Origin of the sequence: Mesorhizobium sp. M4B.F.Ca.ET.058.02.1.1, assembly GCF_003952505.1 — a bacterium.
GTDB lineage: Bacteria > Pseudomonadota > Alphaproteobacteria > Rhizobiales > Rhizobiaceae > Mesorhizobium.
Map to the genome: position 1 here is coordinate 5,534,685 of NZ_CP034450.1, position 15,946 is coordinate 5,550,630.

Annotated in this window: 18 protein-coding genes; 14 read left to right on the forward strand and 4 right to left on the reverse strand. The window is 65.2% G+C overall.

The window, feature by feature from the left end; translation table 11 throughout:
• Positions 1-81 precede the first annotated feature (81 nt).
• The 11 genes from EJ073_RS26905 to EJ073_RS26955 all read left to right on the forward strand — a co-directional run bounded on the left by EJ073_RS26905 (position 82) and on the right by EJ073_RS26955 (position 9,393).
• Positions 82-702 (forward strand): ribonuclease D, encoded by a 621-nt coding sequence (locus EJ073_RS26905; RefSeq protein ID WP_126058260.1) that lies wholly within the window; start codon positions 82-84, stop codon positions 700-702.
• Between the two features lie 17 nt (positions 703-719).
• The gene (locus tag EJ073_RS26910) at positions 720-920 is read left to right on the forward strand and encodes a hypothetical protein (RefSeq protein WP_126058261.1); all 201 of its coding nucleotides are present in this window, start codon (positions 720-722) and stop codon (positions 918-920) included.
• A gap of 283 nt (positions 921-1,203) precedes the next feature.
• Positions 1,204-1,458: a GlsB/YeaQ/YmgE family stress response membrane protein gene (locus EJ073_RS26915; RefSeq protein WP_126058262.1), complete on the forward strand. Its 255-nt coding sequence runs from the start codon at positions 1,204-1,206 to the stop codon at positions 1,456-1,458.
• A gap of 132 nt (positions 1,459-1,590) precedes the next feature.
• Positions 1,591-1,737: a hypothetical protein gene (locus tag EJ073_RS26920; protein WP_126058263.1), complete on the forward strand. Its 147-nt coding sequence runs from the start codon at positions 1,591-1,593 to the stop codon at positions 1,735-1,737.
• Positions 1,738-1,942: 205 nt separating this feature from the next.
• Positions 1,943-2,263 (forward strand): protamine-2 (modular protein), encoded by a 321-nt coding sequence (locus tag EJ073_RS26925; RefSeq protein ID WP_126058264.1) that lies wholly within the window; start codon positions 1,943-1,945, stop codon positions 2,261-2,263.
• Positions 2,264-2,567: 304 nt separating this feature from the next.
• Positions 2,568-4,115 (forward strand): APC family permease, encoded by a 1,548-nt coding sequence (locus tag EJ073_RS26930; RefSeq protein WP_210211262.1) that lies wholly within the window; start codon positions 2,568-2,570, stop codon positions 4,113-4,115.
• Between the two features lie 2 nt (positions 4,116-4,117).
• The gene (locus EJ073_RS26935; RefSeq protein ID WP_126058265.1) at positions 4,118-4,495 is read left to right on the forward strand and encodes a hypothetical protein; all 378 of its coding nucleotides are present in this window, start codon (positions 4,118-4,120) and stop codon (positions 4,493-4,495) included.
• A gap of 3 nt (positions 4,496-4,498) precedes the next feature.
• Positions 4,499-5,443, forward strand: a complete 945-nt coding sequence (locus EJ073_RS26940) for a carbon-nitrogen hydrolase family protein (protein WP_126058266.1) — start codon at positions 4,499-4,501, stop codon at positions 5,441-5,443.
• Positions 5,406-6,095: a TetR/AcrR family transcriptional regulator gene (locus EJ073_RS26945; protein ID WP_126058267.1), complete on the forward strand. Its 690-nt coding sequence runs from the start codon at positions 5,406-5,408 to the stop codon at positions 6,093-6,095. The genes EJ073_RS26940 and EJ073_RS26945 overlap by 38 nt, the downstream gene beginning before the upstream one ends.
• Before the next feature lie 234 nt (positions 6,096-6,329).
• Positions 6,330-8,579 carry a transglycosylase domain-containing protein gene (locus EJ073_RS26950; protein WP_126058268.1) on the forward strand — a complete coding sequence of 750 codons (2,250 nt, stop codon included), beginning with the start codon at positions 6,330-6,332 and terminating at the stop codon, positions 8,577-8,579.
• Positions 8,580-8,643: 64 nt separating this feature from the next.
• Positions 8,644-9,393: an SDR family oxidoreductase gene (locus EJ073_RS26955; RefSeq protein ID WP_126058269.1), complete on the forward strand. Its 750-nt coding sequence runs from the start codon at positions 8,644-8,646 to the stop codon at positions 9,391-9,393.
• Positions 9,394-9,417: 24 nt separating this feature from the next.
• Here EJ073_RS26955 and EJ073_RS26960 read toward each other — a convergent pair whose 3' ends face one another.
• Entirely contained in the window at positions 9,418-10,338 is a 921-nt protein-coding gene (locus tag EJ073_RS26960; RefSeq protein WP_126058270.1) for a zinc-binding dehydrogenase, read from the reverse strand.
• A gap of 138 nt (positions 10,339-10,476) precedes the next feature.
• Between EJ073_RS26960 and EJ073_RS26965 the strand changes: the two genes are divergently transcribed.
• Positions 10,477-11,283, forward strand: coding sequence for a helix-turn-helix transcriptional regulator (locus EJ073_RS26965; protein ID WP_126058271.1), 807 nt, complete (start codon positions 10,477-10,479; stop codon positions 11,281-11,283).
• A 28-nt stretch (positions 11,284-11,311) separates the two neighbouring features.
• Here EJ073_RS26965 and EJ073_RS26970 read toward each other — a convergent pair whose 3' ends face one another.
• The 3 genes from EJ073_RS26970 to EJ073_RS26980 all read right to left on the reverse strand — a co-directional run bounded on the left by EJ073_RS26970 (position 11,312) and on the right by EJ073_RS26980 (position 14,155).
• Positions 11,312-13,120: a cation:proton antiporter gene (locus tag EJ073_RS26970; protein WP_126058272.1), complete on the reverse strand. Its 1,809-nt coding sequence runs from the start codon at positions 13,118-13,120 to the stop codon at positions 11,312-11,314.
• 177 nt (positions 13,121-13,297) lie between these two features.
• Entirely contained in the window at positions 13,298-13,747 is a 450-nt protein-coding gene (locus EJ073_RS26975) for a host attachment family protein (RefSeq protein WP_126058273.1), read from the reverse strand.
• A gap of 213 nt (positions 13,748-13,960) precedes the next feature.
• Complete coding sequence (locus tag EJ073_RS26980; RefSeq protein WP_126058274.1) at positions 13,961-14,155, reverse strand: hypothetical protein; 195 nt, start codon at positions 14,153-14,155, stop codon at positions 13,961-13,963.
• On the opposite strand from EJ073_RS26980, the gene cysG reads away from it, so the two are divergent.
• Together cysG and EJ073_RS26990 are read left to right on the forward strand one after the other, a co-directional pair.
• Positions 14,154-15,602, forward strand: a complete 1,449-nt coding sequence (gene cysG / locus EJ073_RS26985; protein WP_126058275.1) for a siroheme synthase CysG — start codon at positions 14,154-14,156, stop codon at positions 15,600-15,602. The two genes, EJ073_RS26980 and cysG, sit on opposite strands and share 2 nt — an antisense overlap.
• Positions 15,599-15,904, forward strand: coding sequence for a DUF2849 domain-containing protein (locus EJ073_RS26990; RefSeq protein ID WP_126058276.1), 306 nt, complete (start codon positions 15,599-15,601; stop codon positions 15,902-15,904). The genes cysG and EJ073_RS26990 overlap by 4 nt, the downstream gene beginning before the upstream one ends.
• Positions 15,905-15,946 lie beyond the last annotated feature (42 nt).

Here is a 15,946-nt window from a genome sequence, read left to right on the forward strand (position 1 = left end):
GAAAGACAAGTTTTTGTTGATTTTTCGTCGGATCGCGGTGAGGACGAAACGAACAGCGCAGGCCGCGATCCGGAGACAATGATGAGCGACATCCGCTTCCACAAGAACGACTTGCCCGACCTGTCCCACTACAATGTCGGGGCAGTGGCCATCGACACCGAGACGTTGGGTTTGAACCCGCATCGCGATCGTCTCTGCGTGGTGCAGATCTCGCCGGGCGACGGCAGCGCCGACGTCATCCAGATCGCGCCCGGCCAGAAGAAGGCGCCGAACCTGGTCAGCCTGCTCCGCAACCGCAGCGTCACCAAGCTGTTCCATTACGGCCGCTTCGACATCGCCGTGCTCTACAACGCCTTCGGCGTCGTGGCGGAACCAGTGTTCTGCACCAAGATAGCCTCGCGCTTGACCCGCACCTATACCGACCGGCATGGGCTGAAGGACATTTGCGGCGAGCTTCTCGGAGTCACCTTGTCGAAGGTACAGCAATCGTCGGACTGGGCGGCGGAGACCCTGTCGCCGGAACAGCTCGAATATGCCGCCTCCGACGTACTCTATCTGCACCGGCTGCGCGAGGTGCTGGCCGCCCGGCTGGCGCGCGAGGGCCGCACGAAGGAGGCCGACGCCTGCTTCCGCTTCCTGCCGACGCGTGCCAAACTAGACCTGATGGGCTGGGGCGAGGAGGATATCTTCGCCCATAGCTGACGGCCTCGGAGGACGACATGGCGGAGAGGAAACCGATAGCAACCGCGCCGACCGACGGCTCCAAGGTCACCGTCTACTGGAAGGACGGCAATGGGGTGATCAACGAGTCGATCGCGCAATTTCGCGACGGCGGCTGGTGGACCTATATCGACAGCACCACGCAGAAAAAGGTCGAGCCGACCAGCTGGCGGCCTGCCGTAAGCGACGATGACGACTAGGGGGCTATTGATATTCAGGTGATGCCGGCCTGCAATGGTGGATTCCTGCGCTTCCGGTACTCACGGACCCAAAAGTCCGCTCCATTGCGGTTATCGGAATCCACCATCTTCGGCTCGGCCTGACCTGAATCTCAACAGCCTCTGGAGCAATTACAGGAAAGGCGGCGCGGATGAGCTGGTCGCTGGCGGGCGGGGTTGCTTTGGCTTAGCCTGAACCCGTTGATATCGAGGCCGATTCGGGGGGCGCGCCCCGGCGTCGCCCTCCTGCTCAGAGGAAAGCTCAATGGGTATCGAAAGCCTTCTCATCTTCATCATCATCGGCGCCATCGCCGGCTGGCTCGCCGGCCTCGTCGTGTCGGGCTTCGGCTTCGGCCTGATCGGTAACATCATCGTCGGCATCATCGGCGCCTTCATCGCCGGCTGGCTGTTCCCGAGGCTCGGCTTTGCCATAGGCGGCGGCATACTCGCCGCCATCATCAATGCCACGCTCGGCGCCATCATCCTGCTGCTGGTGGTCAAGGTGTTGAAGCGAGCGTGAGGCCCGACCGCGAAAGCGCGTCGTGCTGAAACAGAGTCAGGCGACGCGCTTTAGGTCTTTTGTTTTTGTGCATGCCATTATCCCAAAACCGATGCGCACTTTTTGGTCGAGATGCATTAGAAGGGACGCGCCGTGAAGCAGAACATGCTCTATCTGATCATCGGCGCGCTGCTGGTCGTGGTCATCGCGCTCGGCGTCTATGTCTACCGCGAGCAAACCCGGCCGAAGGGCGTCGAGCTCAAGATCGACGACAAGGGCATTTCGATCCAGCAGAATTGACGAAAGGGTCGGCGCCACCGGCCTTGACGGTGGCGGCGACCCGTGAGGATGGCGGGCAAGGCCACCGCAACTTCGCAACAAGGCTGACGCCGCTAGGAACCGCTGCGCTATTCCCGGCGCTGCGCGAACCCCTGGGCTTTTGCAACCGCCGCGCTACTTCCCTTTCGTGGACCCGGTTCACTGATTGGCAGATTGGGAGGTTTTCATGGATCGCCGATTATTCTTGACGGGAATGCTGGGCTTGGCGGGGGCGGCCGCAGTCGTCAGCGCGGTTCGGCCCATCAGCGCCGTGGCCGGCATTCCGGACGCGGGAAGCGGTATCCTCGACGAGCTCGAGGCGCAGGACAGGCAGGCCTGGGAGGACGACGGCACCGAAGCGGATCTGCAAACCGTCTCGCATCGCTATTGGCGCCGGCGCAGGAGACGGCGGCGCGCCTGGAGACGTTACTGCCGCACCTACTGGCGGTACGGCCGCCTGCGCAGGCGCTGCTATCGCCGGCGCGTCTGGATCTGGTTCCGGCTTTAGCCATTAGGCGCTGATCCTGCCCCGGCCGGATGGTCGCGCCGGGGCAGGGTGTTGATCGCCGGTTCAAACATGCAGCGCGCCGCCAACGCGCGGCGGATAACAGGACGAGGCGCCAGAAAGCATGGGCAACAGCGGCCGCGACGAGCACCAAGCCGGTGCCTCGCCAAGCATTTGATTATCAATCCTTTTCAAATTCTACCGACTTGACTCGCCCCTAAGGCCACGACCGCCGCAATAGGTCCTACGGATCCTGGCGTAGTGCGTCGATGGCCAGCGGCGAAAGCGCCCCTGAACCTCATCGGACTTGAGAAGAGCTGCTGCAAGCAAGCATCGCGACGTCGCGAGTCGTGAGCCGATTGACAAAACAATCCAAGCCTATCATATGATAGGTAGACTATCGATTGATAGGGAGGGGATCTTGGATCGAGTGAGCTCGGACGCTTCACGGTTGCAGGAGCTGGGTTATCGACAGCAGCTCCGGCGCGGACTCGGCGTCTTTTCGACATTTTCTATCGGCGTTGCCACCGTCGCACCGGTGGTCGGTCTCTATGCGATCTTCGGACTCGGGATGAACCTGTCCGGGCCGGTGTGGGTGTGGCTGCTGGTACTGTCCCTGGTCGGCCAGGTGCTGGTGGCAGTGGTCTATGCGGAACTCGCATCCGAGTTCCCGATTGCAGGAGGGCCCTATCAATGGGTGCGCCGGCTGATCGGGCCGGACGCGGGCATCTTCACAGGCCTCATATACCTCGTTGCCGTGTCGGCGGCGCTCGCTACCGTGGCGTTCCTTGCGGCGCCGTGGTTCGCGCAGTTGCTCGGTCTTCAGCCCTCGCCGGGCGGGCACATGCTGCTTTCGTTCTGCGTGCTGCTCGCTTCCCTGCTGGTCAATGCCGGCGGCGTCCAGGTCGTTCGCGTGGCGGTAAACTTCGGCATCGCAGCCGAGATAATCGCTTCGATGCTTATCGGCTCGATGCTGCTGGTGTTCTTCCGAACCCACGATGTCACTGTCCTCTTCAGTTCGATGGGGGCTCCGACCTCGCTCGGAGCAGCGCTTGCCACGCTCGCCGTCTGCGGTTGGGCCTTCGTCGGTTTCGATGCGAGCGCGTCGGTCGCCGAAGAGACCACCGGCGCGGGCGCGAACGTCCCACGTGCCATCCTTGCCGCCACGGCGGTCGTTGGCATCGCAGTGGTTTTGGTCGCCGTTGCCGTCATCCTGGCGACCGGCGACCTCCAGGCCGTGATCTCGGGCTCTGAAATGGATCCGGTCACGGCGACGGTGGTCGCCTCGCTGGGTGGTTGGTCGCGGATGCCGTTTCTGGCCGTGGTGGCGATCACCTTTTTTGCCTGCTGCATATCCATGCAAGCCTATCTTGGCCGCGTCATCTTCAGTCTCGCCCGGGATGGCGTGCTTCCGTTCTCCCGGAAGTTGGCTTCGGTCAGCGAAGGCAGAAAGGTTCCGCTGGTCGCCATGACGACCATGACGCTCATCGCCTCGGCCTGCCTGCTTCTCGGCTTCAACGAAGGGGCTGTCGGAACGATGATCAGCTTCGGCACCGCAGGCCTCTATATAACGTTCCTGCTGGTCGTGGCGGCGGCGCTCTACGCCCGCGTCAGCGGCAAGTGGCGCCCCGATGGCTCATTGCGTCTCGGCGCGCTCGGCACGCCGGTCAACGTCGCCGCCTTGGTCTGGCTGGTGTTCGAGACCATCAACATAGCTTGGCCACGCGTCGAACTGGCGCCGCCAAATGCTCCGGTTTGGCAGGTTTGGGCGGCGATCTGGGTCTTTGCGGTCGTTGCCGCGCTGGCTGTGATCTACATCGGCGCGTGGCGTCGCAAGAACCTGGCTGCGGAATAGAAATGGGCATTCTTGGCAAAGGCGGCCTGCTGCTGCTGTCGATGGGAGGCTGCTCCGGTATCCTCATGTATCTGTCGCTCGAGCGCCCGGCAGGCTGGGCATACATCAGAAACTTCGCGCGGCTGCGGCAGGGCCACGTCGACGCTTTGGTGCTCGGCGGCATCTTCCTCGCCGCGGAGGCGACAGGCGTCGTCGACTCTTATGCGTCTTTGGTGTTGCTGGTCACCGGCTTCTATACCGTCATCTCGACGGGTGCGATGGGCTGGTGGCCGGATTTTCCGCAGCGATACAAGGTTGCAAGCGTCGGCGACTTCGCCGCCTTGTCGACTTTCGCTCTTGCCTGGGTCTGGGTCACGGTCCGCGTGCTGACGGGGTGGTAGAATATGACGCGCATCTACATCAGCCAGAGGCCCCCGCACCTTCTCGATCTCGACGCGGGCATCGCCACTGCGAAAGCGGAGATTGAGGCCGCAGCGGCACAAGGCGCCGATCTCGTAGTGTTTCCCGAAACCTGGCTCGGGGGCTATCCGGCCTGGGTTTTCGGGTTAGCCGGCTGGAACGATCCGGAGGCGCGGCACTGGTTCCAGAAGCTGGTGGCCGCAAGCGCCACCGTTCCCGGCCCTCACGTCCAGGCCCTTTGCGACGCCGCGCGTGACAATGGGGTGTGCGTGGTGATCGGCCTCAATGAGCGCGCTCGGCCGAGCGCCGCGCTGCTTTACAACAGCGCGCTTACGATCGACGCAGATGGATCGATCGTATCCGTTCACCGCAAGCTCACTCCAACCCACACCGAACGCCTGGTCTGGACGCCGGGCGATGCGGACGGCCTGCGCGTGAACGAAACGGCGGCCGGGCGGGTCGGCGCGATGGTATGCTGGGAGCATTTCCACCCCATCATCCGCCAGGCCCTGCACGCCGAGGACGAGCAGATTCATGTTGCCCTTTGGCCGGACATGCCGTCGGCGCACCAGCTTGCTTCCCGGCACTACGCTTTCGAGGGGCGCTGCTTCGTCGCAAGCGCCGCGACGTATCTTCCTGTGGAGGCCGTGCTGCCGGACCTGCGGGCGGCCTATGAAAAGGGGACGGGGGGAGACGCTTCGTTTCCCGGAGGATCGGGGGTCATCGGGCCCGATGGCGAATACCTGGTCGGTCCGGTCTTCGGTGACGCGCCCGTCATCTGTGACCTTGACCTTGCGCAGACCATAGCGTTCAAACACGATCTCGACGTAACGGGTCACTACAGCCGATCCGATATCCTGCATTGGGGCGTCGATCGGCCGGGAACGAGGTATGGCGAGCAAGGCAGATCAGACTATCGGAGCAAGTGATCAAAACTGGGATCAGTTCGCGCCAAACGACACCCGGCGACGAATCCTCATGGAAGCCAGCGCGCTCTTCCGCCGCCACGGATATCGGGCCACCTCGACACGACAGATCGCGGCTGCGGTAGGCATCAGGCAGCCATCGCTGTTTCACCATTTCGCAAACAAGCAGGCGATACTCGAGGCGCTGTTTTCTCTCAGCCTCGACAATGCGGTGGTCGTCGCGGAAAGGACAGCGAACGCATCTGGATCGGCGGCAGCGAGACTTCATGACTATCTGGTCTGGGATCTCGAGACGCTACTGAGCCTGCCGCTCTCGCTATCCGAACTCTACAGCAGCGATATATTGCGTGCGCCGGAATTGGCGCACTGGGCCGCCAAGCTCGAATCCCTCTACCTCGCGTTGGAGAAACTTGTCCGCCAGGGCATAGAGGCGGGCGAGTTCGTTGCCACGGATCCGGTGCTCATACGCATCCTGATCGCAAACGTGACGATCGCACACATCCAGTACGCGGACGAACGGCCTGATCGAGATCCCAAGAAGCTGGCGCGCGACGGTGCGCGGTTCGTACTCGCCGGGCTGAGCAACATGCAATCCGCTCATCTTGACGAGTTGATCTCTGGCACACGAAGCCGGACCGTCAGCGGGCAGACGTAGATGTTTCTGCTGGAGCGCTTCGCTGGCGAACGCTCTCCGCCACACATCGGCTACTCGTCGGCGGCAATCGCCAGTTTATGGCTTAGCACTGTCGTCGGTCCCGCAGCGGTAACGGATTTAGAAAATCGTAAGGAATTTCAAAAGCCTGCATAAACCCTGCTTTAACGCGCCCTTAAATCGCCGCATCTAGTCTGCACCCGAGCGCCATTAGCACCGGGATATTAAGCGCAGCGCATGGCGAACCGCAGAGACAGTCGCATCGAACCGAGCTTCGACGGGCCGCCCCAGGCGAAATCCCCGGCCGGGTTCTCGGTGAGCGAGGAGGATCGCGTCGTGCCGGGCAGTCGCAAATCCGCCGCCAGACGCAAACCGGCCAGGAAGTCGTCGCGGCGCGGGCGCGACCGCAGCCGGCGCGGCCTGTTCGGCATTCTCGCCCGGCTGGCCTACTGGTGCTTCGTGCTGGCCATCTGGGGCGGCATCGCGGTGGCCGGCATCGTCGTCTATTACGGCGCCAAGATGCCGGCAGCGACCACCTGGTCGATCCCCGACCGCGCCCCCAACATCAAGATCGTTTCGGTCGACGGACAGCTGATCGCCAATCGCGGCATGAGCGGCGGCGAGGCCGTCGGCCTGCACGAGATGTCGCCCTACATCCCCGAGGCCGTCGTCGCCATCGAGGATCGCCGCTTCTATTCGCATTTCGGCATCGATCCGATCGGGCTGACGCGCGCCATGGTCACCAATGTGCTTGGCGGGCATTTCTCGCAGGGCGGCTCGACGCTGACGCAGCAGCTGGCCAAGAACCTGTTCCTGACGCCCGACCGCACGCTGGAGCGCAAGGTGCAGGAAATACTTTTGGCGCTGTGGCTGGAGCACAAGCACACCAAGGACCAGATTCTCGAAATGTACCTCAACCGGGTCTATTTCGGCTCGGGCGCCTATGGCGTCGAAGCGGCCTCGCGGCGCTATTTCGGCAAGAGCGCGCGTGACGTGACGCTCTCCGAGGCGGCGCTTCTGGCGGGCCTGCTCAAGGCGCCGTCGCGGCTGTCGCCGGCGCGCGACCCGAAGGCGGCCGAGGAGCGTGCGCAGCTGGTGCTCGCCGCCATGCGCGACGAGGGCAAGATCGGCGCCAAGGAACTGACGAGCGCGATGAGCGCGCCGGCGACGCGCGCGCCGTCCTACTGGACCGGATCGGAAAACTACGTCGCCGACACTATCATGGGCGAACTGCCCGACCTGATCGGCGACGTGCGCGGCGATATCGTCGTCGACACGACGGTCGATCTCACCTTGCAGAAGCTTGCCGAACAGTCGATCCGGCGGCTGATCGACGAGAGCGGCAAGAAGCTCAACGTCACGCAGGGCGCGCTGGTATCGATCGACGATTCCGGCGCGGTGCGCGCTATGGTCGGCGGCTATGACTATTCGACCAGCCAGTTCGACCGCGCCTCGGAAGCGCGCCGCCAGCCGGGCTCGGCCTTCAAGCCCTTCGTCTACATGGCAGCGCTCGAGGCCGGTCGCACGCCGGACAGCGTGCGCAACGACGCACCGATCAAGATCGGCAAGTGGACGCCGGACAATTACGGCGGTAAATACTTCGGCAAGGTGACGCTGGCGACGGCGCTGGCGAAATCGCTGAACTCGGTCGCCGCCCAGCTCACCATGGAGGTCGGGCCCGACGCGGTGGTCGAGGCCGCTCACCGCATGGGCATCCAGTCCGATCTGCAGTCGAACACCTCGATCGCGCTCGGCACTTCGGAAGTGACGCCGCTGGAGCTGACCTCGGCCTATGTGCCGTTCGCCAATGGCGGCTACAAGCCGGACATCCATTTCATCCGCCGCGTCACCACGGCTGGCGGCAAGGTGCTCTACGACAACAATGGCGGCAACGCGCCACGCGTCGTCAAGCAAGAGATCGTCGGCATGATGAACTCGATGATGACCGGCACGGTCGAAATCGGCACCGCAAAGAAGGCGGCTTTCGCCTGGCCCTCGGCCGGCAAGACCGGCACCAGCCAGAATTCGCGCGACGCCTGGTTCGTCGGCTACACCGCCAACCTGACCACCGGCGTCTGGTTCGGCAATGACGACGGCAGCGGGATGAAGAAGGTCACCGGCGGCGCGCTGCCGGCGCAGGCCTGGCATGAATTCATGGTCGCCGCGCACGAAGGCGTGCCGGTCCGGCCGCTGCCCGGAACCTGGAAGTCTACCCCTTCGGATACGATCGTGCCGGACGACATCCCCTCGGCCGACGCCGGTCAGCCGGTGCCGGTGCCGCAGGCGGCGATCGGTCAGTCCGCCCAGGCGCCCGCACGCCCGGCGCGTCCGGCCCGGCCGGCCGAGACGGTCGATGCCGACGGGTTCGACATGCCGAGCGATGGCGGGACGACCGCCTCGGTCGGCCATCCGGTGCCGCCTGGCAATGTCGGCGGCCCGACGAAAAAGCGGCAGACCTCGATCCTCGACATCCTCACCGGCGGTTGAGCGGCAACATCGCCTCTCGCCATGGCTTGCGCCTTCGGCTACATGTCCGGCCGGAGACCGCGACATGGCCGAGACCGATACAAGAAAAACCATCGTGCTGACCGGTGCCAGCCGGGGCATCGGCCATGCGACGGTGAAGCGCTTCTCGCGTGAGGGCTGGCGCGTCATCACCTGCTCGCGCCAGGCTTTTGCCGAGGACTGTCCATGGCCAGCCGGGCCGGAGGACCACATCAAGGTCGATCTCGCCGACCAGGAGGATGTCGGCATCGCCGTCTCTGAGATCCGCCACCGGCTGGAGGCGCATGGCGGCCAGCTCAACGCGCTGGTCAACAATGCCGGCATTTCGCCGAAGCTGAAGGACGGCAGCCGGATGAACTCGATCGACACGCCGATGCATGTCTGGCGTGACGTGTTCCAGGTCAATTTCTTCGCGCCGATCATGCTGGCCAGGGGCCTGTTCAAGGAGCTGGCGCAGGCGAAGGGCTCGATCGTCAACGTCACCTCGATCGCCGGCACCCGTGTGCATCCCTTCGCCGGCACGGCTTACGCGACATCGAAGGCGGCACTGGGTTCGCTGACGCGCGAGATGGCGCATGATTTCGGCCCGCACGGCATCCGCGTCAACGCCATCGCGCCGGGCGAGATCGACACCGCTATCCTGTCGCCGGGCACCGACAAGATCGTCGAGACGATCCCGCTCAGACGCCTCGGCGCCACGGCGGAGGTGGCCGACATCATCTTCTTCCTGTGCTCCGGGCAGGCGTCCTATGTCACCGGCTCGGAGATCCACATCAATGGCGGTCAGCACGTCTGACCCTCGATTTCGGGGCAAAATCGCTCATCCGGTCATGGTGAGGACGGCCTTGCCGCTGAAGCTGCGCTGCCGCAGGGCGTCCAGCGCCTGGCCGATGTCTGTCCACGGCACAGTCAAGGCGACGCGGGTTTCCAACCGGCCAGCCGCGACCAGGGCGAGCAGTGAGGCGATATCGGCGCCGATGGCTGGACCGGACGTATAGTAGGCGAAGGTCTGAAGCCTCGCCCCTTCATGGCCCGGAACGAACTGGCGAAATCCGACGGGCGTCAGTTCGCCGCTGCTTGAACCGAACATGACGATGGTGCCGCCCGGCGCGACGCGTTCGATCGCGTGCGCGAGGCTTGCGCCGCCGACCGACTCGGTGATCAGCGAGAACGGCCCCTCGGCCCGCTCGATCGACTCGACGACACGTTCGGCGCCCAGCCCACGCAGGTCCTCTTCATGCCGGGCGGCGGCGATCGCCGTCACCGAAGCGCCTTGCTCGCGGGCGATCTGGATCTGGAAACGACCGACCGCGCCGCTAGCGCCGGTGATCAGGACCCGCTGGCCGGCGAGGTCACCGCCATGGCGCAACGTCCTCAGCGCCGTCGTGCCGGCGACCGGAAGCGTGGCGGCGGAGCCGAAGCCGACGCCGTCCGGCAGGACGGCGAGACGGTCGGTCGGAACCGCGACACGTTCGGCCCAGCCGTGCTCGTCGACCAAAGCTGCGACCCGGGTCCCCACGCCAGGCCCGGAGCCATCGGTTGCTGCCCGTTCGACGACGCCGACGATGTCCTGGCCGGGTATCCAGCCGTCCGGGCGTATGCCGAGCAGGCGCAGCTCACCCCGGTTCAGCGAGGTTACGTGGACCGCAATGAGCGCCTCGTTCGCCAAGGGCCGAGGGTCCTCGACCTCGGCCAGCCTAAGCCCGGTGGCGCTGTCGGAAGCGATGACGAGGGCGAGCATGGGGCTGTACCTTCCTGGACCAAGCCGGCGATGGGCGCGCAGCGTCAACGCGATCGCCATGCGCAAACCGGAGCCTATCGACTTCCATGGTCTAAGAATTTAGCTATAATTGCACACGGTCGCTAAAAACAGTCAATCATGAGACAGCCTCTTCGCTACCCATGGCTCGATTTCGATGTCGACGACGTCCACGCGCCGGCAATCGCCGTGCGCGTCGATGTACCGGAGACCAGGGCCGAGGTGCGCGACCACTGGCATCGCAAGGGGCAGCTCGTCTTCGCGCTGGGCGGCGGCGTCACCTGTCGGGTTCCGAGCGGCCTGTGGATGGTGCCGCCGCATTGCGCCGTGTGGATTCCGGGCGGCATGCAGCACAGCAACATCGCGACCGCCAATGCGCGGATTTTCTTCGTTTATCTCGAACCGGGGGCCGCCGAATTGCCGGACCGGTGCTGCACGCTTTCGATCTCGCCGCTGCTGCGCGAGCTGATCATCGAACTGTCGGATTGCGCGCCGGAGGAGGCACGATGCGGTTTCCTGGGAGGGATCCTGCTTGCCGAACTGCCGCGCATGCCTGTGCAGCAATTGCACCTGCCGATTTCGGCCGAGCCGCGCTTGCGGCGGATCGCCGAGGCGTTAGCGGACGATCCCGCCGACCGCAGCACGCTAGCGGAATGGGCGAACCGCGTGGCGCTCAGCGAGAGCAGTCTGGCACGCCTCGTCGTGAAGGAGACAGGGCTGACCTTCGGGCGCTGGCGCCAGCAGCTGCACCTGATCGTGGCGCTGCGCGAACTCGCCTCAGGCGCCAGCGTGCAGCAGGTCTCGGGCGATCTCGGCTATGAATCCGTCACGGCGTTTATCACCATGTTCAAGAAGGCGCTGGGCAAGCCGCCGGCAAAATATCTCAGCGATATCGCGCAAAACGGCGGCTCCGCATTTGTCGCTTGATCAACCTGGCTGGTGCAGGACGCGCAACTCAAACGGCTTGCGGTTTGATCTCCGGGGCGCGGGCGACCTCTTTCAACCCAGCGGGTGACCTACCCGTCACCACCTCGACGATGCCGCGCGCGATCTCGCGCTCGCCCATGATGACGGTGTCGGCGCCGAGTCCCTTGAGATGCTCGACCTCGGCATCGGAGTGGGCGCGGGCGATGACATTGATGCCGGGGTTGGCGGCGCGGGCGCGCAGCACGATCTGACCCGCCTCGAAGGCATTCGGAATTGCAAGGATCAGCCGCTTGGCGCCTTCCGGATTGGCGGCCGAAAAGACGTCCGCATTGGCGCCATTGCCGGCGATGGTTTCGACGCCATCGGCCTTCAGCTTCGCCAGCGTCTTGTCGGCGTCCTCGATGACCAGGAAGGGCAGGGCGGCTTGCTTCAGCGCCGCGCCGACGAGGCTGCCGACACGGCCGTAGCCGATCAGGATGGAATGGCCGGTAAGCGCGGTTCTTGGCGGCGGGCCGTCTTGCTTTTGCGGCGAAGCCGTCACCGAAGCCACCTGGCCGGGCTCGGTCGCCGGGCCGATCGGCCTTGCCTCTTCCGGCGGCGATGCCTTGGCCGAGCGTGCCTCCAGCCACGGTGTCATCCAGTCGATGGCCAGGAACATCAGCGGGTTGAGCAGGATCGACAGGATGGCGCCGGCAAGGATCAGGTCGCGACCCTGCTCGGGCAGGAGCTTCAGGCCGACACCGAGTTCGGCCAGGATGAAGGAGAATTCGCCGATCTGCGCCAGGCTGGCCGAGATCATCAGCGCCGTCGCGATCGGGTAGCGGAAGGCGACGACGATGACGAACGCGGCCAGCGACTTGCCGAGCAGGATGATGGCCAGCGTCGCCAGGATCGGCCAGCCATTGCTGACCAGGCTGAACGGGTCGAACAGCATGCCGACCGAGACGAAGAACAGCACCGAGAAGGCATCGCGCAGCGGCAGCGATTCCTCGGCCGCCCGGTGGCTGAGCTCGGATTCGCTCATGATCATGCCGGCGAAGAAGGCGCCCAGCGCCAGCGAGACGCCGAACAGCTTTGCTGCCCCGAAGGCGACACCCAACGCAATCGCCAGCACCGCCAGCCGGAACAGCTCGCGCGACCCGGTATGGGCGACATAATGCAGGATCCAGGGAATCACGCGGCGGCCCACCACCAGCATAACGATGACGAAGGCCACCACCTTGGCCAGCGTGACGCCGACGACGCCCCAGATGCCGTAGTTGGCCGGCAGCGCCAGCAGGCTGGCATGGTCGTCGGCCTGCGGCTGGCCGCCCAGCACACCGGCAAGCGCCGGCAAAAGCACCAGCGCCAGCACCATAGCAAGGTCCTCGACGATCAGCCAGCCGACGGCGATGCGGCCGCGCTCGGTCTCGATCAGCCGCCGTTCCTGCAAGGCGCGCAGCAGCACCACCGTCGAGGCGACGGACAATGCCAGGCCGAAGACCAGCCCGGCGCCCATCGACCAGCCGAGCAGCCAGGCAAGGCCGACGCCGAGCAGCGTGGCAAAGCCGATCTGGACGACGGCGCCGGGCACGGCGATGGCGCGGACGGAGAGAAGGTCCTTCAGGGAGAAATGCAGGCCGACGCCGAACATCAAGAGGATGACGCCGATCTCGGCAAGCTCGGTGGCAAGGCTTGCGTCGGCGACGAAGCCCGGCGTGTTCGGCCCGACCAGCACGCCGGCCACGAGATAGCCGACCAGCGGCGGGATGCGGAAACGGTTGGCGAGCGCGCCGAAAACGAAAGCCAGCCCCAGACCGGCGACGATCGTGGCGATAAGGGGCGTGTCATGCGGCATTGTCTATGGAGCGCCTTTCGAAAAAATCACGATGTAGGATAGGGCCGCCCCGCGGCCGCCGCCCTTGCAATATGGGAGGAGGCAGGGCCGCGAGGCAACCCGTAAAGCCGTGAAATCGAAAGGCAAGGGGCACGAATGCCGGGCGAAGGGCGGATTGCGCTTGCGCGGCGGGCGCCGTCAGGCTGCCTGGAGCAGGCTTTCGATCTCAGGGATGGTGTGGTTGGTCAGCGTCTTTGGAATTTCCACCGTCACCTTGTCGCCGACAAGCTTGTGGAGCTTCCGGCGCATTTCGCCCAGCACCAGCGGCGGCGCGATCAGCACGATCTCCTTGAAGGCGCCGCGATTGGCGAGCCCATAAAGCCGTTCGGCGATGTCGTCGGCGAAGCGCTCCTTGCCGATACGATGCCAGTCGGTGTCCTCGACCGCGCTGCGATGGATGGACGGCCCGTCATTGTAGCGGCCGGGGCGGTCGCTGCCTTGCTCGCGCGTGGCGGGGTTCTCCTGCTCCATCTCCTGCACGACCTGCAGGTCCGGATTGCGGGTGTTGCCTTCATTGCGCAGGAACAGCGCCTTCTCGCCATCGGCGACCACGATCCAAAGGCCATGTTTCAGAGTGACGTTGCTCATGCGGGCTCCTCCTGCTTTTGCAGTGTTGCGAACCGTTCGCGGCGGGTGGCCGGCGGGGTTCCGTATGGCAAACGCCCGCTCAAGCTGGAATGTTCCGATATTGGTCAGGCGCTCATTCAGCCACGCGCGCCGGCCGGCGACGGTATTGCGGCTTTAATCTACTAAATTGGTAGGATTTAGAAAAATCAGTTTTGTAGCGTGGAGCATTTGCAGCTAAAAACGCCTGAGATCAGGGCCCGCAATGGCGGCTTCAATCCGATCCTCTCCCGGATGTGGAATTTTTTTCTCCTGCTCTTCGCGCTTGCGAAAAAGCGATTGCCTGCCATCGCGGGATGCGCGAGTGCTTTGCTTCTGGTTTTTCACGCCCGCGCGTAAAACTGCCAAATTGCTCAGGAATCTGCTCGCCATGTCGCAGGCCAATGCCAAGCTCAACGCTTTCCCCGTCTTCATGCGGGTCGAGGGCGAAGCCGTGGCCATTGTCGGCGGCGGCGAGGCGGCACTGGCCAAGGCGCGGCTCGTCGGCCAGTCGAGCGCGGCGCTGCGCATCATAGCGCAAACCGCCGAAGCCGAGCTGCTGTCTTTCATTGCCGCGACCGGTGCTGTCCATGTCGCCGCCGCATATGAGGCTGCGCATCTCGAAGGCGCGGCCATGGTGTTCGCCGCCAGCGGCGACGAGGCGCTCGACCGCCGCGTTGCCGAGGACGCGCGCCGCTTGAGCATTCCGGTCAACGCGGTCGACCGGCCAGAGCTTTGCGATTTCTTCACGCCGGCGCTGGTCAACCGCGCGCCGGTCGCCATCGCCATCGGCACCGAAGGCGCCGGCCCGGTGTTGGCGCAGATGCTGCGCGGCCGCATCGATCGCATGCTGTCGCCGTCGCTCGGCGCGCTGGCCACGCTTGCCGCGTCCTTTCGCGGCGCCGCCGAGCGCTTGCCCAAGGGCACCGGCCGCCGCCGCTTCTGGCGCGACTTCTTCGCCGGCGCTCCGGCGCGGGCCGTGGAGGCGGGCGAACTGTCACGGGCGCATGATGCCGCTGTCGAGCTGCTTGTCTCCGACGCGCCGGCCTCGGGCCACATCGCGCTGGTCGGCGCCGGTCCGGGCGCCGAGGATCTGCTCACGCTCAGGGCGCATCGCCTGCTGCTGGAGGCCGACGTCATCGTCCATGACGCGCTGGTGCCCGACGCGATCGTCGCCATGGGCCGCCGCGACGCCGAGCGCCTGCCGGTCGGCAAGCGCAAGGGCTGCCATTCCAAGAGCCAGCAAGAGATCAACGCGCTGCTCGTCGAGCTCGGCCGCGAGGGCAAGCGCGTCGTGCGGCTGAAGTCTGGCGACCCGCTGGTGTTCGGCCGCGCCGGCGAGGAAATGGCGGCACTTCGCGATGCCGGCATCGCCTATGAGGTGGTTCCCGGTGTCACCGCGGCCTTCGCCGCCGCCGCCGATTTCGAACTGCCGCTGACGCTGCGCGGCGTGTCGTCGTCGCTGGTGTTCACGACGGGCCATGACCTTAAGGGCAATTCGCTGCCCGACTGGGCCAAGCTCGCCATTTCCGGCGCCACCGTCGCCGTCTATATGGGCCGTTCGGTCGCGGCCGAAGTCGCCGGCCGGCTGATCGAGGCGGGCCTGTCGCCCGACACCGCGGTCGCCGTGGTCGAGAACGCCAGCCTCGGCAACCGTCGCCGCTTCCACGGCACGCTGGCCGACCTGCCGTCGCTGGAGGCCCGCGCCGATCTCACCGGCCCGGTCATGACCATCATCGGCGATGCGGTCGCCGGCGCCAATTTCGAACGTTCCGAGCCGCTCGCGGCACACAGGCATGAAGATACGGCCAGCGTAGCGGCCGAAGGAGTTGAACAATGAAAGTTCTGACCGCGAACAGGCTCACCGACGGCATCGCCGTCTGGTACGCCGATGGCGGCTGGGCGGAGACGGTCGGCGGTGCCGACCTCGCCCATGACAAGGCGGCGGAAGACCGGCTGGAAGCGATCGGCGCTGCCGCCTACGCCAACAACGAGGTGGTCGACGTCAACCTGATCGACGTCACGGTGGTCGACGGATTGGTCGAGCCGGTGCGGTTGCGCGAAAAGATCCGCGCCGCCGGGCCGACCATCCGCGAAGATCTCGGCAAGCAGGCGAGCCCGCAACCCGTGCGGGCGGCATAGACCAAACAGGCAATGCGGGCGGACGCGCCCTGAAAGACGAAG